Raw genomic sequence first — 20,429 nt, 5'->3', positions numbered from 1 at the left:
TGGAGGCCCGGAGGGAATGCCCTCCGGGCTTTCGTCGTTAGGGGTAGCAGAAAGTTCAATGCTCAACTAAACTGGCCGCACAAGGAGGTACCGACATGCCTGCAGTGACCGTCGAGAACCCGCTGACCCTGCCCCGTGTGGCCGCGCCGGCCGACGCCGTGGCGCGTCCCGTGCTCACCGTCACGACCGCGCCGAGCGGTTTCGAGGGCGAGGGATTCCCGGTGCGCCGGGCGTTCGCCGGGATCAACTACCGCCACCTCGACCCGTTCATCATGATGGACCAGATGGGCGAGGTGGAGTACGCGCCGGGCGAGCCCAAGGGCACCCCCTGGCACCCCCACCGGGGCTTCGAGACCGTCACTTACATCATCGACGGGGTCTTCGACCACCAGGACTCGCAGGGTGGCGGCGGCACGATCACCAACGGGGACACCCAGTGGATGACGGCGGGCTCGGGCCTCCTCCACATCGAGGCGCCCCCGGAGTCGCTCGTCGTGTCCGGCGGCCTGTTCCACGGCATCCAGCTGTGGGTGAACCTCCCGGCCAAGGACAAGATGATGGCCCCGCGCTATCAGGACATCCGCGGCGGCCAGGTCCAGCTCCTCACGTCCCACGACGGCGGCGCGCTGCTGCGCGTCATCGCCGGTGAGCTGGACGGCCACCAGGGCCCCGGTATCACCCACACCCCGATCAGCCTGGTCCACGCGACGCTGGCTCCGGGCGCGGAGGTCACACTCCCCTGGCGGGAGGACTTCAACGGCCTGGCGTACGTCCTCGCGGGCCGCGGGAGCGTAGGTGCGGACCGGCGCGCGATCCACAAGGGCCAGACGGCGGTCTTCGGCACGGGCTCGTCCCTGACGGTCCGCGCGGACGAACAGCAGGACGGGAACACGCCGGACCTGGAGGTCGTACTCCTGGGCGGCCAGCCGATCCGCGAGCCGATGGCCCACTACGGCCCGTTCGTGATGAACACACGGGCGGAGCTTGAGCAGGCGTTCGAGGACTTCCAGAAGGGCCGGCTGGGAACTGTGCCGGCGGTGCATGGAATGTCCGAGGGTGGTCTGTAGGCCGTAGGAAAGTTCAGTACTGTACGAGCGGGCCCGAAGCCGCAACTTTGGTTTGCGACTTCGGGCCCGTCTGTCTTCGGCGCTACTGGACTACGGCAGCACGTAGAACGGAGTGTCGTCCGGAGTGCGGCCGGCCTCGCGTACGCATCCCTGTTCGGACAGCAGCTCCAGGCTGTGGCGGACGCGGTCCGGTGAGAGCTCGGTGTGTACGGAGATCTCCTCCACGCTGTAGTTGGCGCCGCCGTGCAGCAGCGCCGGGGCCAGGTGGGCGGCGACCTTGTGGACGTCCTCGGTGACGACGAGGTTCCTGGACTTCCAGTTGGACAGGAGCTGCTGGGGTGTCAGCTCCGGTGCCTGGACGGGGCGGACGAGGTTGCCGGTGCGGCGGAGGGTCTGGGTGATGTCCCTCAGCATGTCGACGATCACGTTCTGCTTGGTGTCGATCTGACGCAGGGTTTCGTCCTGCCGGTCGACGCGTTCTTCGAGCCGGACGAGGGCGTCGGCGAGTTGCTGGGGGACGGCGTAGGCGGTGACTGTGGTCGGGGTGGGTTGCAGGGTGGCGGGTTCGAGGGAGTAGGAGCCGTCTCGCTGGATGGCGACGATGACTTCGGTGACCCAGGCCTTGAAGGGCTGGGACCCGGGCTTGGTGCAGCCGTTGACCAAGCGGATCAGGCCCTGGAGATCGATGAGGTTCATGTCTCGTCGCCACTCCCGACCTGCGGGAATGCTGAGACCATAACCTCCAGTTAGGGTCTCAAGAATCTCTCGGTGCTCTGTGGGGACATGGTCCGCCAGAGTCTTTTGAGGGTTCTTGTACCCCAGCTTGTTGAGTACGTCCGCCGCGGGAAACCAGTGCGTCCCGTCCGGCAGCGTCAGCCTCCGTACCCGCGCCCCCGTGGCCGCGTACACGAAGTCGTTGATGTCGATCGCGTCTTTGCGCGTGTTGTTCTGCTCGTTCATCGAGCATCACCTCCGCCTCGGAAAGTAGGCAGGTGGAGGTGCGACCCGTGCTCACAGCAAGGATGTTCACCCGTTAGTGGGGCTTCTTTTCATACAACTCGAACCAGATGCTCTTGCCCTCGCCCCGAGGGTCCACCCCCCACGCGTCCGCCAGCATCTCGATCAGCATCAACCCCCGGCCCGACGACGCCAGTTCGCCCGGGCGGCGCTTGTGCGGGAGGTCGTCGCTGACGTCCGTGACCTCGACGCGGATGCGGCGTCCGCCGGGGTCGCCCGTGACCTCGGCGACGACCAGGGCGTCGGCGTCCGTGTGGACCAGGACGTTGGTGGTCGTCTCGGAGATCAGGAGGACCGCCGAGTCGACCTGGTCGGGGCTGGGCCAGTCGTGGAGCTGCTCGCGGAGCTGCTGGCGGGCCACGGCGACCCGCTCGGGTTCCGCCTGGGCGATCGTCAGCATGGTGCGGCGGACCGTGGGGCGTGCCTTCGGTGCCACGGTGCCGTCCGTCACGCACTCCTCCGGGCGGCTCAGGAGCAGCAGCGCGATGTCGTCCTCGCGGCGGTCGGCGAGCGGGCCCGTGGTGTGGTGGGAGGAGGGGCCGTGTACGGCCTGGACCAGGGCGTCGGCCAGGGACTCCAGGTCGTTGCCCGCGTCTCCCTCGCCTCCCCTGTCCCCCTTGTGCTCCTCCAGCGTCCTGCGGATGCGCTGCCAGCCCGTTTCCAGGTCGTGGCCGCCCGTCTCGATCAGGCCGTCGGTGCACAGGAGCATGGTCTCGCCGGGTTCGAGGGCGAGGAGGGTGGTGGGGTAGTCGGCGTCCGGGTCGATGCCCAGGGGCAGGCCGCCGGCGGTCGGGCGGGCCAGTACCGTGCCGTCCGCCATCCGGATCGCCGGGTCGGGATGGCCGGCGCGGGCGATCTCCAGGACGCCGGTCGCGGGATCGACCTCGACGTACAGGCAGGTCGCGAAGCGCAGGTCACCGTTCACCTGGTCGTGGGTGATGCCGTGCAGGAAGCGGGAGGCGCGGGAGAGGACCGCGTCGGGGCGGTGGCCCTCGGAGGCGTAGGCGCGCAGCGCTATCCGGAGCTGGCCCATCAGACCGGCGGCGCGGACGTCGTGGCCCTGGACGTCGCCGATGACCAGGGCGAAGCGTCCGCGGCCGGGCAGCGGGATCATGTCGTACCAGTCGCCGCCGACCTGGAGGCCGCCGCCGGTGGGTATGTAGCGGGCGGCGACGTCCATGCCGGGTATCTCGGGGCCGAGGGTCGGCAGCATGGAGCGTTGCAGGCCGTCGGTCAGTTCGCGTTCCGATTCGGCCACGCCCGCCCGGGAGAGGGCCTGGGCGAGCATTCGGGCGACCGTGGTCAGGACCGAGCGTTCGTCGGGGGTGAAGCTGACCGGGTAGGCGAAGCCCGCCATCCAGGCGCCCATGGTGCGACCCGCGACGGTCAGCGGCAGGAACGCCCAGGACTGGCGGTCGAACACCTGGGCGAGTGGCCAGGCGGTGGGATAGCGGGACTTGTAGGCCTCGGGGGAGGAGAGGTAGACGGCCCGGCCGGTGCGGACCACCTCGGCGGCCGGGTAGTCGGTCTCCAGGGGCATGTGGGAGAAGGGGCGCTCGTCGCCGGGGCGCTGGCCATGGTGGCCTATGACCGTCAGGCGGTCGCCCTGGACGCCGAAGACCGCGAGGCCGTCCGGTGAGAAGCCCGGCATCGACAGGCCGGCCGCGACCCGCAGCACCTCCTCCGTGGACCGTGCCTCGGCCAGCGCCCGGCCCGCGTCCAGCAGGAACGCCTCGCGGGAGCGGCGCCAGTCACCGGTGACGGGGGTGCGCGCGGCGGTGCCCGGCTGGGGCTCGGTGACCTCCTGGAGGGTGCCCAGTACGTCGTACGCCTTGCGGTCGGCCTCGAAGTGCGGCTTCGACCGGCTGCGGATCGTACGGATCACCCGGCCCCGTTCGTCCATGACCCGGGCCCGGGTCTCGGCGATGGTGCCCTCGGCGACGGCGAGCTGCATGACGCCGACGACCTCGTTCCAGTCGACCGGGTGGAGCCGGGCTCTGGTCGCGGCCTCCGTGAGGGTGGCCGGCTCGGAGGGCAGGCCGAGCAGGCGGGCCGCCTCGGCGTCGAGCGTGACCAGTTTTGTTGCTGTGTCCCAGTGCCACATACCGGTTGCGAGGGCGACCAGGACGTCCCCCACGGCGGGCAGGGGCTCACCAGTGCGCATTGACCTACTTTATGGAGAGGTGATCGCAGCGTGCCACCCAAGCTGTACAGACCAACCTGTGTGAAAGCTGTGCAGGCCGGGCTGTGCGGACTCTACGGGCAGGGGCAAGCTGCGCGGAAGCGGTACAGGGTACGCGTGCGAACAATTGCGGGGAAGCGGTATCGGGGCGGCCGGTACCCTGGGGCTGAGCTTTTCAAGGTTCCGAGGTTTCGAGGTCCTGGTGTTCCGGTGTTCCGGTGTTCCGGTGTTTCACGTGAAACACCGACATCGGCCCTGGCCCCGACCCCGGCCCCGACCCTGATCCCATCCCCGATCCGCGAAGGCTGGATGAACGACGATGCATCGGTACAGGTCCCACACCTGCGGCGAGCTACGCGCCTCTGACGTCGGCAGTGACGTCCGGCTGAGTGGCTGGCTGCACAATCGGCGCGACCTGGGCGGCATCCTCTTCATCGATCTCCGCGATCACTACGGCATCACGCAGCTCGTCGCCCGCCCCGGCACGCCCGCCTACGAGGCCCTCGACAAGGTCTCCAAGGAGTCGACCGTCCGGATCGACGGCAAGGTCGTCTCGCGCGGCGCGGAGAACATCAACCCCGATCTGCCCACCGGTGAGATCGAGGTCGAGGTCGGCGAGGTGGAGCTGCTCGGCGCCGCCCAGCCGCTGCCCTTCACGATCAACACCGAGGACGGGGTCAACGAGGAGCGGCGCCTGGAGTACCGCTTCCTGGACCTGCGCCGCGAGCGCATGCACCGCAACATCATGCTGCGTACGGCGGTCATCTCGGCCATCCGGCACAAGATGACGGCGCTGGGCTTCAACGAGATGGCGACCCCGATCCTCACCGCCACCTCCCCCGAGGGCGCCCGCGACTTCGTCGTGCCGTCGCGCCTCAACCCGGGCCGCTTCTACGCGCTGCCGCAGGCCCCGCAGCAGTTCAAGCAGCTGCTGATGATCTCCGGGTTCGACCGCTACTTCCAGATCGCGCCCTGTTTCCGTGACGAGGACGCGCGTGCGGACCGTTCGCCGGGCGAGTTCTACCAGCTCGACGTCGAGATGAGCTTCGTGGAGCAGGAGGACGTCTTCCAGCCCATCGAGAAGCTGATGACCGAGCTGTTCACGGAGTTCGGCAACGGCCGTGAGGTCACCTCGCCGTTCCCGCGCATCCCGTTCCGCGAGTCGATGCTGAAGTACGGCTCCGACAAGCCGGACCTGCGGGCCCAGCTGGAGCTGGTCGACATCACCGACGTCTTCGAGGGCTCGGAGTTCAAGGCCTTCGCCGGCAAGCACGTACGCGCCCTGCCGGTGCCGGACGTGTCGTCGCAGCCCCGGAAGTTCTTCGACCAGCTCGGCGACTTCGCCGTCACGCTGGGCGCGAAGGGCCTGGCCTGGGTGCGGGTCACGGAGGACGGTTCGCTGTCCGGGCCGATCGCGAAGTTCCTCACCGAGGAGAACGTCGCCGAGCTGACCAAGCGGCTGTCGCTGTCGGCCGGTCACGCCGTGTTCTTCGGCGCGGGCGAGTACGACGAGGTCTCGAAGATCATGGGCGCGGTGCGCGTCGAGGCCGCCAAGCGTGCCGGGCACTTCGAGGAGAACGTGTTCCGGTTCTGCTGGATCGTGGACTTCCCGATGTTCGAGAAGGACGAGGACACCGGGAAGATCGACTTCTCGCACAACCCGTTCTCGATGCCCCAGGGCGGTATGGAGGCCCTGGAGACCCAGGACCCGCTGGACATCCTGGCCTGGCAGTACGACATCGTCTGCAACGGCACGGAGCTGTCCTCCGGCGCGATCCGCAACCACGAGCCCGACATCATGCTGAAGGCGTTCGGCCTCGCGGGCTACGACGAGGAGACCGTCGAGCGCGAGTTCGCCGGCATGCTCCGCGCGTTCCGCTTCGGCGCCCCTCCGCACGGCGGGATCGCGCCCGGCGTCGACCGCATCGTCATGCTCCTCGCGGACGAGCCGAACATCCGCGAGACGATCGCGTTCCCGCTCAACGGCAACGCCCAGGACCTGATGATGGGCGCGCCGACGGAGCTGGAGGAGACGCGGCTTCGGGAGCTGCACATTTCGGTGCGGAAGCCGCAGGGGAAGTAAAGCGCAGGCAATTCAAAAAGGGAGGACTTTCCTCCTTCGACGGGTCCTTGACGGGCCCTTGGCGGGTCCTTCGGTGGCCCTTCTGTGAGTGGCTCGGAATCGGCGGCGATTCCGAGCCATTCTCATGTCACCCTCAGGAATCACAGTGCTTTGACAGGTTCGATTCATAATCTCCATGGTCATGACTGAAACCCCCCAACAGACAGCAGCAGAACGGGAATTGACGCGTCGCAGGGTCGTCGTCGCCGGTGGCGCGACGGCGGTGACGGCCACTGCGGTGGCTCTGGGCGCCGGGCTGGCGTCGGCGCAGGGAGCGCCGGAAGCGCCCGCGGTGAAGGGTACGTACGGTTCCGGCACCCCCACCGGCACGCCCGAGGCCTGCTACGTACTGACCACGGAGACCACCGAGGGCCCGTACTACATCGACGCCGACAAGCTCCGGCCGGACGTCACCGAGGACGAGGAGGGCATCCCCCTCACCCTCAGGCTCAAGGTGATCGACGCCGAGACGTGCAGGCCGGTGCGGAACGCGGCCGTCGACATCTGGCACTGCTCGGCGCTCGGCATCTACTCCGGCTACGAGGCCATGGGCAACGGCGGTGGCGGTGGCGGCGGCACCCCGCCCACCGACGCGCCGACGGACCTCCCCACAGGTCCGCCCCCGACGGACGGCCCCGGCGGCCCCGGCCACCAGGAGCCGACCGACGACGAGCGCTATCTGCGCGGTACGTGGAAGACGGACCGGCACGGGTTCGTCACGTTCCGGACGGTGTTCCCGGGCTGGTACCGGGGCCGTTGCGTCCACATCCACGTCAAGGTGCACGTGGACGGCACCTGGACCGACGCCGGCTACGAGGGCGGGCACACCTGCCACACGGGCCAGCTGTTCTTCGACGAGGAGTCGGTGCTGCTCTCGGCGTTGGTGGAGCCGTACTCGACGAACACGGCGACCCGGACGACCCTCGACGAGGACACGATCTACCCGGACAACGGGGCCGAGGGCGGGCTGCTGCGGCTGCGGTACAAGAAGACGGACATCGGGCGCGGAGTTCTCGCCGAGCTGACGATGGGCGTGGCGCCGGACGAGACGAACGACAGCACGGAGTGATGCGGTCGGAGTGAATTAGATAAGGGAAGCCTTACCTAATTTGCATAGCATGAGGGGCGGGAAATAGACGGCTATTTCTCGCCCCTTTCGTGGATTCCTCGCCGATTCACGGAAAGGCAAAGGAAAGCACAGTCCTTTCCCATGGTCCTGACAGGCGTCTTACCTAAGTTCCGAGCCATGACAGAGAACCAAGGGCCGAAGCACAAGCGGGATCTGACGCGCAGGAAGGTCGTCGTCACCGGCGCCGGAGCGGTTGCCGCGGTGGGCGTCGCGGGCGGAGTCGCGGCGGGCGCGTTCGCGGGCGGGACGGGCAAGAAGACCCCCACCCCCAAGGCCTCCGGCAGCAGCTCGGAGGTCTGCTACACGCTGACCTCGGAGACCACCGAGGGCCCGTACTACATCGACGCGGACAAGCTCCGCCAGGACATCACCGAGGACAAGGAAGGCATCCCGCTGACCCTGAGCCTCCGGGTGATCGACAACGAGACGTGCAAGCCGATCGTCAACGCGGCCGTCGACGTCTGGCACTGCGACGCGCTGGGCCTGTACTCCGGCTACGAGAGCCTCTCCAGCGGCGGCGGCAGCGCCCCGACCGACGCCCCCTCGGGCACCCCGACGGGTGAGCCGCCGACCGACGCGCCGTCCGGCGGCACGGGCGGTGGCGGTGGCCACGAGGAGCCCACCGACGACAAGCGCTACCTGCGCGGCACCTGGAAGACGGACCGCCAGGGCCGGGTCACCTTCAAGACGATCTTCCCGGGCTGGTACCGGGGCCGCTGCGTCCACATCCACACGAAGGTGCACGTGGACGGCACCTGGACGGACGCCGGCTACGAGGGCGGCACCACCTGCCACACCGGCCAGTTCTTCTTCGACGAGGAGTCGGTGCTCGCCTCGGCCGAGGTCGAGCCGTACTCGACGTCGACGACCGAGCGCACGACGCTCACCGAGGACACGATCTACGACCAGAGCGGCACCACGGGCGGTCTGCTCAAGCTGAAGTACAACAAGACGAACATCGCCAAGGGTGTGATCGGCTCCATCACGATGGGCGTCGACCCCGAGGCGACGAACACCGGAACGGACGACGCGGTGCAGCCGAGCGCGTCCGCGTCGGCGACGGACACGGCTTCGCCCTCCGCTTCCGCGAGCTGACGGACGTACGGCCCGCGAAGGGCGGCCCGGAACCCTCCCCCAGGTTCCGGGCCTTCGTCGTGCCCGGAGGAGTTCACATACATGTACGTCGACCCAACCCATTGACCCGGAAGTTCGGCCTCCGTAGTCTCCTCCGATGCCCGTGTACGTGATTGCTGTTCACGTACATGCACAGAGGGAGACAACGATGTCAGAAGCTGTGGTGCCCGCCGGACGGATGCCCGATGGTCAGGTGTCCGACGCCGAGAGCCGGGCCGTCGGTAAGTTCCTGCGCCGGATGCTGCCGATCCTGGTCCTGATGCTGCTGGTCAACCAGATGGACCGGACGAACGTCGGCTTCGTCCAGGACGAGCTGAGGGCCGACGTCGGGGTGAGCGCCACCGCGTACGGGCTCGGCGCCGGGCTGTTCTTCATCGGGTACGCGCTGTTCGAGGTGCCCAGCAACATGCTCCTGGAGCGGTTCGGCGCCCGGGTCTGGCTCACCCGCATCATGATCACCTGGGGTCTGGTGATCGTGACGATGTGCTTCATCCACGACGTCACGACGTTCTACGTCCTGCGCTTCCTCCTCGGTGTCGCGGAGGCGGGCTTCTTCCCCGGGGTGCTCCTCTACTTCACCCAGTGGCTGCCCGACTCCAGCCGGGGCCGGGCGAGCGCGATCTTCCTGGGCGGCTCGGCGACGGCGTACATCGTGACGGGCCCCATCACGGGCGCGCTCCTCGAACTGCACGGGACGGGCGGATTCGCCGGCTGGCGCTGGATGTTCGCGCTGGAGGGCGTCTTCTCGATCCTCGTCGGGGTAGTCGCCGGTTTCTTCCTCGTCTCCCGCATCGAGGACGCGCGCTGGCTCACCCCGGAGGAGAAGGCGGCGCTGAGCACGGCGGTCGCCCGTGACGAGGAGGCCCGCGCCCGCGCCCCGAAGGTGTCCCGCCTGAAGCTCATCCTGCACCCCCAGGTCGCCCTGCTGACCGGCGTCTTCTTCGCGATGGCGCTCACCGGGTACGCGATCACCTTCTGGCTGCCGAGCCTGGTCGACGACATCGGCGGGCTGTCGTCCTTCCAGGTCGGGCTGCTCACGGCCGTACCGTGGATCTGCGCGGTGATCGCGATGTACACGGTGAGCCACTTCACCGACAAGGCCCCGGACCGCCGCCCCTACCTGGCGATCGCCCTGGTCCTGTCGGCCGTCGGCACCTTCCTCGCCACTCTGGGCTCCCCCTGGTTCGGCCTCGCCGCGCTCACGCTCGCCGCGGTCGGCGGGAAGTGCGCGGCCACCCTGTACTGGCCGATGGCCCAGTCCGGGCTCGACCTCAAGGTCGCCGCGCCGGGCCTGGCGGTGGTCAACTCGATAGGAAACCTGGGCGGTTTCGTCTCCCCCTTCCTCTTCGGCTACCTCAAGGACACGACCGGCAGCACGAACGGAGGCCTGTACACGCTCTCCGCCGCGTCACTGCTCGCGGTGATCGGGGTGTTCGCCATCAGGAACACGCGCGGGGGTACGAGGTCCGGGGCCGCCGTGCCGAGCACCAGCGCGGTCGCCTCCTGAGCCGGTGGGCAACGGCGAGGCGCCCGGGGTGAACACACCCCGGGCGCCTCGGCAGTCGGCCGACTTCGGCCGGCCTGGTCAGCATCGGTCAACTACACGATCAGGAGACGGACTTGTATGTCCCCCAGCCGCTCCCGATCTTCGTGCGCGCCCCGAACGACCCCTTCCCGTCCCCGCTCTGGCGGTACAGGTTGCCGGCGGTGTCGCGGGCGACGAGGTCGGCCCGGCCGTCGTTGGTGATGTCGCCGGCGCCGACGACCGCGTTGTACGAGGCTCCCCAGGACCCGAACAGCTTCGTACGGGCCGTGAAGGTGCCCCGGCCCGTGCCGTTGAACCGGTACAGGTTGTTGGCCTTGTCCTGGGCGAGCAGGTCGCCGATGCCGTCGCCGTTGAGGTCCCCGGCGCCGACGATCTTCTTGTAGCCCTTCCAGTTGGCGTACAGCGCGACCGCCCCGGAGAGCTTGCCGGCGCTGGTGCCCTTGTAGAGGTAGACGGCCCCGGTGGACGCCTTGCGGGCGATCAGGTCGGGGCGGCCGTCGCCGGTGAGGTCACCGGGGGAGGTGAGGATGTCGTGCTGGGTCCAGCCGGAGGTGGCGAGGGTGGTGTACGCCGTCTTCGGGTGGACGGTGGCGCCGCAGCCCGGCTTGTAGAGGCGCAGGGCCCCGTTGGCCAGCCGGATGAGGACGTCGTTGCAGCGGTCGCCGCTGAGGTCGCCGAAGGGGACGGCCGTGATGGAGGTGGGCCAGCCGTTGCCGGTGTGGCCCACGTCGTCGAACTTGCCCCTCCCCAGGCTCTCGTGGAAGCCCAGGGCGCCGGAGCGGCTGAGGGTGACGAGGTCGCCCGAGCCGTTGACGTAGTCGAAGTCGTGGCGCACGGCCGACCCGCGTTCTACCCCGCCGCGTCCGGTCGCCACGGTGATCTGCGTCGACGTACCGAGCCCGGTCGCTTTGAGGGTCCAGGTGAAGGAGCCGTTGGGGAAGTACACCCCGCCCGCCGTCTTGCCGTTCCACGACACCGACACCCCCTGCACTGCCGTGCCGGAGCCGGTGAGCGTGCGGGTGGCCCGGCCCGTGGGGCCGCTCTGGACCGAGGTGAGGGTCAGGGACCAGGAGGTGGCGGGGCGGGAGAAGTCCCAGACGGCCCTCCAGGGCGACGCGGGCGACACCGGGCTCTCGGACCAGGCTTCGAAGACCGTCAGGTTGGACGGGGCGACCGCCGTCGTGGCGACGTGCGTCTGCTCGTACGAGTCGAACCAGGCCACCAGACCCGTGTACTCGTCCACCGTCCAGCGGTAACGCCGGTCCGCCGCGAGGCCGGTGTCCGGGACGCGGGACGCGAGCACGCGGGTGGCGCCGGTGCGGGTCTCGGTCAGCACCAGTTCGTCGGTGGCGTGGTCGTGGCGGACGGTGAACCCGTCGCCGAGGAGGACGTCACCGGGCTGCACGGCGATCGACTTGCGGGACGCGGTGTCGTACACGCCCGCCGAGGCCGTACCGCAGGCCCAGTACACCCAGCGGCCCGCCGCCTGCAGTTCGCTCGGCACGCAGCCGAGGCCCGGGACGGTGACCGTGGCGAGGGTCTTGTTCGCGGTGAGGCTGTAGGAGGTGAGCTGACCCGAGGTGGCGGTGGCGCTCCAGAGCGCGGGGCCGTTGAGGGCGGCGGCGCGGATCGTCCGCTTCAGCTTCTGGCCCTGGCCGAACTCCCCCACGTACTGAGCGGGTGTGGTGCCGCCGGAGTTGTAGAGGACGTAGCCGTCGGAGGCGTCGACGATCGCGCCGCCCGCGGTGCCGAACGACAGGGTGGTGTCGGACCATTCGTCGCCGATGGCGGTCAGCAGGTCCTTGCCGGAGACCTTCTGGAGATAGACGTCCTCGGGGCGGCTGTCGCTGTTGTCGCCCCACATGACCGCGCAGGCGGTGACCGCGTACGGGCACGAGGGCAGGGCGCCAGAGGCATTCTTGGCCGCCGAGGCGGTCAGCGTCGTGCCGTTGTCCGTGGTGAGGGTGCGCACGGACGTCGTGTCCGTGGCGCTCTCGGGGTTGTCCGCCACCACCCGCAGGCTGCCCCGGCTGAGGGCGAGCCCCGTCTTGAGGTTCTCCTCCGCCGGGATCCGGTACGTCTTCGTCAACTGCAGCGAGCCGTCCGCGTCCTGGCTCACGCGCTGTGTCCACCAGTCGGCGGGGCCGGTGCCGCCGGTGACGAAGGCGTCGTTCCCGGAGGCCTGGATCGAGTAGTCGCCGGCGGAGGTGAGCAGGGTCCGCGTGGAGCCGTCGGTGAGCGACGCGGCTTCGAGGGTCGCGCCGCCTGTCCGCTTCGTGGCGGGCAGCAGCAGCCAGTCGCCTACCAGGACCGGATCACCGGCGATGGGCTGGAAGAGGTCCGGCACGGCGAGGTACGGCAGGGTGAAGACCTGTTCCGGGGCGGTCAGGTCCGCGCGGGACTTGAGGTGCAGTCTGGTGGCGTCGGCCGTGGACCAGCCGATCCGGTCGTCGGTCTGCAGGAAGTGTGCGGTCGACGGGACGTCGGTGAACACCTGCGTGATCACGGCCGTCGCGAGGTCGATGTAGTAGACGTCGCCGTCGCGCGCCCAGAGCACGCCGGAGGAGTCCGCGCCCACGATCTCGTAGTCCGCGATGTACGAGGCGTCGCCGGTGAGGGTGCGCTCGTACCGTTTGCCGTCCACCACGTTGATCAGGGTGGAGCTGGTGACGATCGTGTCCCCGGCGAGGCCCCGGTACTTCGCGCCGGTGCCGGAGGTCACGACCAGCCGCTTGTGCGTCGCAGGGTCCCAGAGGGTGACGGAAGCGCTGCTCAGGGACGTCGGCAGAGCGACCAGGTCGCTGTCCGAGCCGTACCAGGAGGCGTGGCAGGCGGAGCCGAGGGACGTGCAGCCCGCGACCGGGGTGTAGACGCCGCTCGCGTTCTCGACGGTGACCGTGCTGCCGTCCGCGTAGTCCGTCCACAACAGTCCGTCGACCGCCCACTGCCGTTGCAGGAAGCCGGTTTCGCCGGCGACGAGCGGCTGCGTGGCACGCGGGGTGTCCGAGTTCGGTTCGCTGAGCGTGATCTCCGTGGCGGATGCCTGGGGCACGGCCGCCTCGGCGGCGCCGGCCACCGGTCCGGAGAACGCGTACAGGGCTCCGGCCAGCAGGGCCAGAGCGGTGGCGGAGACAAGCGCGGTAGGCCCGCCCCGTCTCAGGGCGTGTCTGCCCACGTGAAGTTCCCTCCCCAGGAGGGCTCCCCAGCCCTCGCACAAGTGAGCGGACTTTACCAGGGCTTGGGACGGGCCGTGATCTTGCGTCCCGCTTTTCCCGCTTCGCCTACTTGGCCGCTACTTGGCCACGAACTGCGTCAGGATCGCCTGGACCTCGTAGATGTCGACGCCCTTGGTGAACGTCTTCTGGACCGGGGTCGGGGAGCCGGAGATCCAGATCTTGAGTTCGGCGTCGAGGTCGAAGGTGCCCGCCGTCTCCACCGCGAAGTGGGTGATGCTGCGGTACGGGACCGAGTGGTACTCCACCTTCTTGCCGGTGATGCCCTGCTTGTCGACCAGGAGGAGCCGGCGGTCGGTGAACAGGATGGTGTCGCGGATCAGCTGGTACGCGGCGTGGACCTGCTCGTTCTGGCCGAGCAGCCGGGCGTAGTCCTGCTGGGCGGCCGACGGGTCGACGGTGTGCGCGTTGCCGAAGAGTGCCATGGTTGTGCCCCCCTGTGGACAGACGTAAATCTCTGCCCATGTCTCAGTAATTGACTGGCTTCACATGATCTTCGGCCTGTATATCGGCTGAAACAGTGGCCTGCCTAGAGGAGCGGGAGATTCCGTACATGCGGAGATAGACGGCTATCGGGAGCGTCCACGGGAGGTTCGCAGGCGACACACAGACTTCTCGTCGGGAGCGCACAGAGGCGGGGCCTTACATGGGAACTGTCGTACTCGCTCCCGCTGGAGGAAGCCATGGGAATCGTCGTTCCGTTCACGCTGCTGCTGATCGTGGGAGCGGTGGCCTCCGTCGTGCTGCTGCGCAGGCAGCAGGCCGGGATGTCCGGGCTGGACGCCGAGGTCGAGGCGAACCGGTGGGTCGTGCGGCTCGGGGGGAGTCTGGCCGGGCTTCGGCCGGGGGCCGACGAAGCCGCCGCACAGGCGTTGGCGGAGGCCGCCGGCCGGCATCACGCCGCCCGGGGACAGCTGGCCGCCGCCCGTACTCCCGCCGAGTACGCGCTCGCGAGGGAGACCGCGGTGGAGGGGCTTCAGTACGTCAGCGCCGCCCGTACCGCGCTCGGGCTGGAGTCCGGTCCGCCGGGCCCCGGCACCGGGGAAAGTGACGGGAGCGGCAGAACCGCCCGTCAACTCCGGGGAGTCGACGGGCGGTTCGGGGTGACTGCCTGAGCGGTTACGACTGCTCGGGTGCGCCGCCGAAGCGCTCCTTGTACGTCTCCAGGTCCTCGTCCGTCAGCTTCGCGAACAGGACCGGCGGGACCGTGAAGGCGGTGCCGGCGGGGACGGCGGACAGGGACTTGGCCTCCTCGGCCGTGATCCACGTCCTTGTGTCGCCGTCCAGCGCGAAGGCCGCGCGCATCGTCGCCGCCGTCGCCGGGATGAAGGGTTCCGAGACCACCGAGTAGAGGTGGATGAGGTTCATCGCCGTACGGAGGGTCAGGGCCGCGCCGTCCTGGTCGGTCTTGATCTCCAGCCAGGGGGCCTTCTCCTCCAGGTAGGAGTTGCCCGCCGACCAGAGGGCGCGCAGGGCTGCCGCCGCCTTGCGGAACTGGAGCGCCTCCAGCTGGCTCTCGTACTCCGCGAGCAGCTCGGCGATCTGCTCGCCCAGCCGCACCTCCGCCTCACCGGCCGCCGCGCCCGCCGGGACCTCGTCGCCGAAGCGCTTCTTCGAGAAGGAGAGGACACGGTTGACGAAGTTGCCGAGGGTGTCCGCCAGGTCCTTGTTCACCGTGGCGGTGAAGTGCTCCCAGGTGAAGGAGGAGTCGTCGGACTCGGGGGCGTTGGCGATCAGGAAGTAGCGCCAGTAGTCCGCCGGGAGGATGCTCAGGGCCTGGTCGGTGAAGACGCCCCGCTTCTGGGACGTGGAGAACTTTCCGCCGTAGTACGTCAGCCAGTTGAAGGCCTTGACGACGTCGACCTTCTTCCACGGTTCGCGGACGCCGAGTTCCGTGGCCGGGAACATGACGGTGTGGAAGGGGACGTTGTCCTTGGCCATGAACTCGGTGTAGCGGACGGGGTTGTCGCCGCCGTCCGCCTCGTACCACCACGACTTCCAGTCCCGGTTCTCCGGGTCGAGGTCCGACCACTCCTTCGTCGCGCCGATGTACTCGATCGGGGCGTCGAACCAGACGTAGAAGACCTTGCCCTCCGCCGCCAGCTCCGGCCAGGTGTCCGCCGGGACCGGGACGCCCCAGTCGAGGTCGCGGGTGATCGCGCGGTCGTGCAGGCCCTCGGTCAGCCACTTGCGGGCGATGGAGGAGGCGAGGTGGGGCCACTGGCCCTCATGGGCGGCCACCCACTCCTCGACCTCGTGCTGGAGCTTCGACTGGAGGAGGAAGAGGTGCTTGGTCTCGCGGACCTCCAGGTCGGTGGAGCCGGAGATGGCGGACCTGGGGTTGATCAGGTCGGTGGGGTCGAGGACGCGTGTGCAGTTCTCGCACTGGTCGCCGCGCGCCTTGTCGTAGCCGCAGTGGGGGCAGGTGCCCTCGACGTAACGGTCCGGGAGGAAACGTCCGTCGGCGGGGCTGTACACCTGGCGGATCGCGCGCTCTTCGATGAACCCGTTCTCGTTGAGCCGGCGGGCGAAGTGCTGCGTGATCTCGACGTTCTGCGGGGAGGAACTCCGCCCGAAGTAGTCGAAGGCCAGCGCGAACCCGTCGTACACCGCCTTCTGCGCGTCGTGCGCCTGCGCACAGAAGTCCGCTACGGGGATCCCCTGCTCCTTCGCCGCCAGCTCGGCCGGGGTGCCGTGTTCGTCGGTCGCGCAGATGTAGAGGACGTCGTGGCCACGCTGACGCAGGTAACGGGAGTAGACGTCCGCCGGGAGCATGGACCCCACCATGTTGCCCAGGTGCTTGATCCCGTTGATGTACGGAAGGGCGCTGGTGATGAGGTGTCGAGCCATTGCGGGCTGCTCCCAAGTCGCTACATGGAGTGACGGTCTTGGTGTGTTTGGACCGTCTACGAACCTTGAAATCGTAGCCGACTGGTATGGGGCGCCCGCCTCCCGTTTTTGCTCGGTGGGAGGCGGGCGGGGTGGTGCGGTGCGTGCGGTGTGTGTGCGGTGTCCTGGCGCTACGGGCGCCAGTTCGCCAGTACGCCCTCGTACAGCTCCGTGTCCGTCAGTTCGCGCGGGGTCGGGCCCGCGTGGAAGAAGGACGTGTTGTCGGTCTTCAGCTTGCGGAGGTAGTCGAAGGCCTTGTTGTCCTGCTCACCGAAGGCGACGAAGGAGAAGAAGACGTCCGGGTGGCTCTTCGCCGCGTCCGTGAGGGACTGGGTCGCGGGGGTCTTGGCGTCCGGGGCGCCGTCCGTCTGGAAGACGACCAGGGCGGGGTCGGTGGTGCCGGACTTCTGGTAGTGCGTGAGGACCTCCTCGACGGCCACGTGGTAGCTCGTACGTCCCATGCGGCCGAGGCCGGCGTGGAGTTCGTCGATCTTGTTGTCGTGGTCGGGGAGAGTCAGCTCGCCGGTGCCGTCCAGTTCCGTGGAGAAGAAGACGACGTGGACCGTGGCGTCGGGGTCGAGGTGGGCGGCGAGGGCGAGGGTCTGCTCGCCGAGGGCCTGGGCGGAGCCGTCCTTGTAGTACGGGCGCATTGACGCGCTGCGGTCCAGGACGAGGTAGATCTTGGCGGGGGTGTTGGTGAGGTTGAGGGTGGTGAGGGTTTCGGCGGCGGAGTTGTACGCGGTGAGGAGGGTTGCGGGCACGGCCTCGGCTTCGCCATCGGCCGTTTCAGTTTTCCCACCCGCACCACCCGTGGCGCTTTCGTTCTCGGGTGCGGGTGTCCCCTGTGGGGCTTCCCCCGCGTCGGCGGCTGCCGGTTCCAGGTCGTCAGCAGGCTCGGGCACGGACTCCGGTTCCGTTTCCGGCTCCGCCGTCACTTCGGGTACTTCGGGTACTTCGGGAGCGGACTCCTCGACGACCGCTTCGGCCTCGACCTCGGGCTCCGGGGCGACCTCGGTCACCTCGGCGACCGGCTCGACCTCGGGTTCGGGTTCGGCCTCCGGGGTCGGCTCCTCGGCGACAGGCTCGGCCTCGGCTTCGACCTCGGGCTCGACCACGGGCTCGGGGGTCACCTCAGCCACCGGCTCCGGGGTCGCCTCGACAACAGCCTCAGCCTCAGGCTCGGCCGCCAGCTCCGGCTCAGTTTCCAGCTCCGGCTCCGGCGTCACCTCAGCCTCGACAACCGGCTCGGCCTCCGCCTTCACCTCGGCCTCAGCCGCAACCTCAGCCGCCGACTCAACCTCAGCCGCCGACTCAACCTCAGCCGCAACCTCGGCCGTCGGCTCAACCTCAGCCACCGCAGGCTCCGCCTCCGCAACCGGCGTCGCCTCGGCCTCGTCCACCGGCTTTGCCGGCTTCGGCACCGTCACGTTGTCGAAGGCTGCCGACACCAGGTCGTCCACCACCGAGGACGGGGCGGGGGCCGGGGTGGGCTCCGGAGCAGGTGCCGGGATGGTGGCTTCCGGGGTTTCCGGAGTTGCCGGGGTCTTCGGGGGTTCCGTCAGGGTCGGTTCCGGGGACGGTGCCGGAATCTTCGGCTCGGTGGCCTCCTGCTGAGGAGCCGACTCCGCCTCCCGCGCGGGCGCCGCCTCGGCGTCCCGCCCCTTGCGTGACTTGCCGAACGCGTTCCGCAGGAGAGTGAGAATGCCCATGTGCGCAACCCTTCACGTGAGTTGTAGCCCGTCAATCCCTGGCCAGGACGGACACGTAAGGTTAGCGGGCCGAGCTGGCGATCTTGGGCAGGGTCTTTCACGGAACCCGACGGACGTCAAGAGTGCCACTCCGCCAACCTCCCAAGCCGCCCCTCATCAGGGCTCGGGCGCCCTCAACACCCTTACCGCTCCCACAGGTTCACCCTTCGTTCACCCAGCGGCCCCGCCCCTGCACCCCCGTCCCCCTAGCGTCGCGCTGACACCAAGGGCACGTATGGGGAAACCAAGGGGAGAGTAAAGTGCGCAAGCTGCTGCCGTTGATCGGATCGTCGTCCGAATCGCATCCTGGCGGCCGGTCCGCGATGACCTGCCGTTTCCGGTGTGGTGACGCCTGCTTCCACGAGGTTCCCAACACCAGCACCAACGAATACGTCGGCGACGTGATCGCCGGCGCCCTCAGCCGCCGTTCCGTGATGCGCGCCGCAGCCGTCGTCACCGTCGCCACGGCGGCCGGTACCGCCGTGAACGTCGCCGGTGCCCAGGGTGCGGAAGCGGCCACCTCGGCCACCTTGGCCTCCCGTCACCCGCATCCCTCCCACTCCTCCGTGCCGCGCGGCCTCCGCTTCACCGCCGTCGAGCCCAACACCGCCGACGCCGTCACCATCCCCGGCGGATACGGCCAGAACGTCGTCATCCGCTGGGGCGAGCCCATCCTCCGCGGCGCCCCCGCCTTCGACCCGGAGAAGCAGACCGCCGCCGCGCAGGCCGGTCAGTTCGGGTACAACAACGACTTCCTCGCCCTGCTCCCCCTGCACGGCAACCAGAAGCTCCTGGTCGCCAACCACGAGTACACCGACGAGATCCTGATGTTCCGCGGCTACGACGCCGCCAACCCCACCCGCGAGCAGGTCGAGATCGCCTGGGCCGCGCACGGGCTCTCCGCTGTGGTGGTGGAGGGGGACCGGAGGACCGGGAAGCTCACGCCCGTACTCCGTCACCCGCTGAACCGGCGCGTCACCGCCACCACCGAGTTCCGGATCACCGGACCGGCCGCCGGCTCGGATCTCCTCAAGACCTCCACCGACCCGACCGGCCGCAAGGCCCTCGGCACGCTCAACAACTGCTCCGGCGGTACGACGCCCTGGGGGACCACCCTCCACGGCGAGGAGAACTTCAACCAGTACTTCGCCAACGCCTCCCGCGACACCGACAAGCGGTACGGCATCGGCACCACCGCCAGTGAGCGCAAGTGGGAGCGGTTCGACAAGCGGTTCGACGTCGCCCAGGAGCCCAACGAGGTCCACCGCTTCGGGTATGTCGTGGAGTTCGACCCGTACGATCCCTCCTCCACGCCCCGCAAGCACACCGCCCTCGGACGCTTCAAGCACGAGGCCGCCACCATCCGGCTGACCTCCGACGGGCGCCCCGTCGTCTACACCGGCGACGACGAGCGCTTCGACTACTTCTACAAGTTCGTCAGCAGCAAGCGGATGCGGCACGGGGATTCCCGTTCCGTCCGCGAGCACAATCTCTCACTGCTCGACGAGGGCACGCTCTACGTCGCCAAGCTCACCGGCGACTCCCCCGCCATCGAGATCGACGGCACCGGCAAGCTGCCCGCCGACGGTGAGTTCGACGGCAGCGGTACGTGGATCCCGCTGGCGACCGCCACCGCCAAGGGCGCCGTCTCGCACGTCGACGGCATGACCGCTGAAGAGGTTTTCGTCTTCACTCGGCTCGCCGGGGACAAGGTCGGCGCCACCAAGATGGACCGGCCCGAGGACATCGAGCCCAACCCGAAGTCCGGCAAGGTCTACGTCGCGCTCACCAACAACACCAACCGCGGTGTCGGTTCGAACCCCAAGTCCGACGAGGCCAACCCGCGCAACGCCAACAAGCACGGCCACATCCTGGAGCTGACCGAGCGCTGGAATCGGCCGGAGAGCACCTCGTTCGCCTGGCTGCTCTTCCTCGTCGCGGGCGACCCCGACGACCCGGCGACCTACTTCGCGGGCTTCCCGAAGGACGACGTCAGCCCGATCTCCTGCCCGGACAACGTGGCCTTCGACCCGCACGGCAACCTGTGGATCTCCACCGACGGCGCCCAACTCGGCTCCCACGACGGCCTGTTCGGTGTGGCGACCCAGGGTGCCCGGCGCGGTGAGCTGAAGCAGTTCCTGACCGTGCCGACCGGCGCCGAGACCTGCGGTCCGGTCATCGGCGAGCGCCAGGTGCTCGTCGCCGTGCAGCACCCGGGCGAGATCACCGGCGCGACCGTCGAGGCACCGGCCAGCACCTGGCCCGACGGCCCGGGCACCTACGTCCGCCCGGCGGTCGTCGCGGTGTGGCGCAAGGACGGCTGCGACATCGGCAGCTGACACCGGCGAGCAGCGTCCAGCGG

General features: G+C 69.0%; 13 protein-coding genes. 7 read left to right on the top strand and 6 right to left on the bottom strand.

Annotation, left to right across the window (positions count from 1 at the left end; all coding sequences use genetic code 11):
* The first annotated feature begins 95 nt into the window (after positions 1-95).
* Complete coding sequence (locus tag ACWDR4_RS16165; RefSeq protein WP_450408949.1) at positions 96-1,067, top strand: pirin family protein; 972 nt, start codon at positions 96-98, stop codon at positions 1,065-1,067.
* A gap of 90 nt (positions 1,068-1,157) precedes the next feature.
* On the opposite strand, the gene ACWDR4_RS16160 is transcribed toward ACWDR4_RS16165, so the two are convergent.
* Positions 1,158-2,027, bottom strand: coding sequence for a BRO-N domain-containing protein (locus tag ACWDR4_RS16160; RefSeq protein WP_450408947.1), 870 nt, complete (start codon positions 2,025-2,027; stop codon positions 1,158-1,160).
* A 73-nt stretch (positions 2,028-2,100) separates the two neighbouring features.
* On the bottom strand, positions 2,101-4,248 hold the full coding sequence (locus tag ACWDR4_RS16155; protein ID WP_450408945.1) for a SpoIIE family protein phosphatase: 2,148 nt from the start codon (positions 4,246-4,248) through the stop codon (positions 2,101-2,103).
* Positions 4,249-4,585: 337 nt separating this feature from the next.
* Here ACWDR4_RS16155 and aspS point away from each other — a divergent pair, with 337 nt between their 5' ends.
* The 4 genes from aspS to ACWDR4_RS16135 all read left to right on the top strand — a co-directional run bounded on the left by aspS (position 4,586) and on the right by ACWDR4_RS16135 (position 10,158).
* Positions 4,586-6,349: an aspartate--tRNA ligase gene (aspS, locus tag ACWDR4_RS16150; protein WP_450408943.1), complete on the top strand. Its 1,764-nt coding sequence runs from the start codon at positions 4,586-4,588 to the stop codon at positions 6,347-6,349.
* A gap of 181 nt (positions 6,350-6,530) precedes the next feature.
* The gene (locus tag ACWDR4_RS16145) at positions 6,531-7,457 is read left to right on the top strand and encodes an intradiol ring-cleavage dioxygenase (protein ID WP_450408942.1); all 927 of its coding nucleotides are present in this window, start codon (positions 6,531-6,533) and stop codon (positions 7,455-7,457) included.
* 177 nt (positions 7,458-7,634) lie between these two features.
* Positions 7,635-8,612 carry an intradiol ring-cleavage dioxygenase gene (locus ACWDR4_RS16140; RefSeq protein ID WP_450408940.1) on the top strand — a complete coding sequence of 326 codons (978 nt, stop codon included), beginning with the start codon at positions 7,635-7,637 and terminating at the stop codon, positions 8,610-8,612.
* Positions 8,613-8,799: 187 nt separating this feature from the next.
* Positions 8,800-10,158 (top strand): MFS transporter, encoded by a 1,359-nt coding sequence (locus tag ACWDR4_RS16135; RefSeq protein WP_450408939.1) that lies wholly within the window; start codon positions 8,800-8,802, stop codon positions 10,156-10,158.
* Between the two features lie 100 nt (positions 10,159-10,258).
* On the opposite strand, the gene ACWDR4_RS16130 is transcribed toward ACWDR4_RS16135, so the two are convergent.
* Together ACWDR4_RS16130 and ACWDR4_RS16125 are read right to left on the bottom strand one after the other, a co-directional pair.
* Positions 10,259-13,372: an FG-GAP repeat domain-containing protein gene (locus ACWDR4_RS16130; protein ID WP_450408937.1), complete on the bottom strand. Its 3,114-nt coding sequence runs from the start codon at positions 13,370-13,372 to the stop codon at positions 10,259-10,261.
* 117 nt (positions 13,373-13,489) lie between these two features.
* Positions 13,490-13,855 carry a PH domain-containing protein gene (locus ACWDR4_RS16125; protein WP_398398437.1) on the bottom strand — a complete coding sequence of 122 codons (366 nt, stop codon included), beginning with the start codon at positions 13,853-13,855 and terminating at the stop codon, positions 13,490-13,492.
* A gap of 258 nt (positions 13,856-14,113) precedes the next feature.
* Here ACWDR4_RS16125 and ACWDR4_RS16120 point away from each other — a divergent pair, with 258 nt between their 5' ends.
* Positions 14,114-14,545 (top strand): hypothetical protein, encoded by a 432-nt coding sequence (locus tag ACWDR4_RS16120; protein WP_450408935.1) that lies wholly within the window; start codon positions 14,114-14,116, stop codon positions 14,543-14,545.
* A gap of 4 nt (positions 14,546-14,549) precedes the next feature.
* Here ACWDR4_RS16120 and metG read toward each other — a convergent pair whose 3' ends face one another.
* Positions 14,550-16,280 carry a methionine--tRNA ligase gene (gene metG, locus ACWDR4_RS16115; protein ID WP_450408933.1) on the bottom strand — a complete coding sequence of 577 codons (1,731 nt, stop codon included), beginning with the start codon at positions 16,278-16,280 and terminating at the stop codon, positions 14,550-14,552.
* A 170-nt stretch (positions 16,281-16,450) separates the two neighbouring features.
* On the bottom strand, positions 16,451-18,028 hold the full coding sequence (locus ACWDR4_RS16110; protein ID WP_450408932.1) for a VWA domain-containing protein: 1,578 nt from the start codon (positions 18,026-18,028) through the stop codon (positions 16,451-16,453).
* A gap of 299 nt (positions 18,029-18,327) precedes the next feature.
* On the opposite strand from ACWDR4_RS16110, the gene ACWDR4_RS16105 reads away from it, so the two are divergent.
* Positions 18,328-20,406, top strand: a complete 2,079-nt coding sequence (locus ACWDR4_RS16105; RefSeq protein WP_450408930.1) for a PhoX family protein — start codon at positions 18,328-18,330, stop codon at positions 20,404-20,406.
* Positions 20,407-20,429: the final 23 nt, after the last annotated feature.

It is taken from the genome of Streptomyces sp. NPDC000878, assembly GCF_053599695.1.
The sequence above is the reverse complement of the archived record's forward strand: the minus strand, read 5'-3'. Positions and strand labels throughout refer to the sequence as shown.

What these genes read in the sequence shown, in the direction of transcription:
- ACWDR4_RS16165 (WP_450408949.1), top strand. Translation starts at nt 96, where the DNA reads ATGCCTGCAGTGACCGTCGAGAACCCGCTGACCCTGCCCCGTGTGGCC.
- ACWDR4_RS16160 (WP_450408947.1), bottom strand. Translation starts at nt 2,027, where the DNA reads ATGAACGAGCAGAACAACACGCGCAAAGACGCGATCGACATCAACGAC.
- ACWDR4_RS16155 (WP_450408945.1), bottom strand. Translation starts at nt 4,248, where the DNA reads ATGCGCACTGGTGAGCCCCTGCCCGCCGTGGGGGACGTCCTGGTCGCC.
- aspS (WP_450408943.1), top strand. Translation starts at nt 4,586, where the DNA reads ATGCATCGGTACAGGTCCCACACCTGCGGCGAGCTACGCGCCTCTGAC.
- ACWDR4_RS16145 (WP_450408942.1), top strand. Translation starts at nt 6,531, where the DNA reads ATGACTGAAACCCCCCAACAGACAGCAGCAGAACGGGAATTGACGCGT.
- ACWDR4_RS16140 (WP_450408940.1), top strand. Translation starts at nt 7,635, where the DNA reads ATGACAGAGAACCAAGGGCCGAAGCACAAGCGGGATCTGACGCGCAGG.
- ACWDR4_RS16135 (WP_450408939.1), top strand. Translation starts at nt 8,800, where the DNA reads ATGTCAGAAGCTGTGGTGCCCGCCGGACGGATGCCCGATGGTCAGGTG.
- ACWDR4_RS16125 (WP_398398437.1), bottom strand. Translation starts at nt 13,855, where the DNA reads ATGGCACTCTTCGGCAACGCGCACACCGTCGACCCGTCGGCCGCCCAG.
- ACWDR4_RS16120 (WP_450408935.1), top strand. Translation starts at nt 14,114, where the DNA reads ATGGGAATCGTCGTTCCGTTCACGCTGCTGCTGATCGTGGGAGCGGTG.
- metG (WP_450408933.1), bottom strand. Translation starts at nt 16,280, where the DNA reads ATGGCTCGACACCTCATCACCAGCGCCCTTCCGTACATCAACGGGATC.
- ACWDR4_RS16110 (WP_450408932.1), bottom strand. Translation starts at nt 18,028, where the DNA reads ATGGGCATTCTCACTCTCCTGCGGAACGCGTTCGGCAAGTCACGCAAG.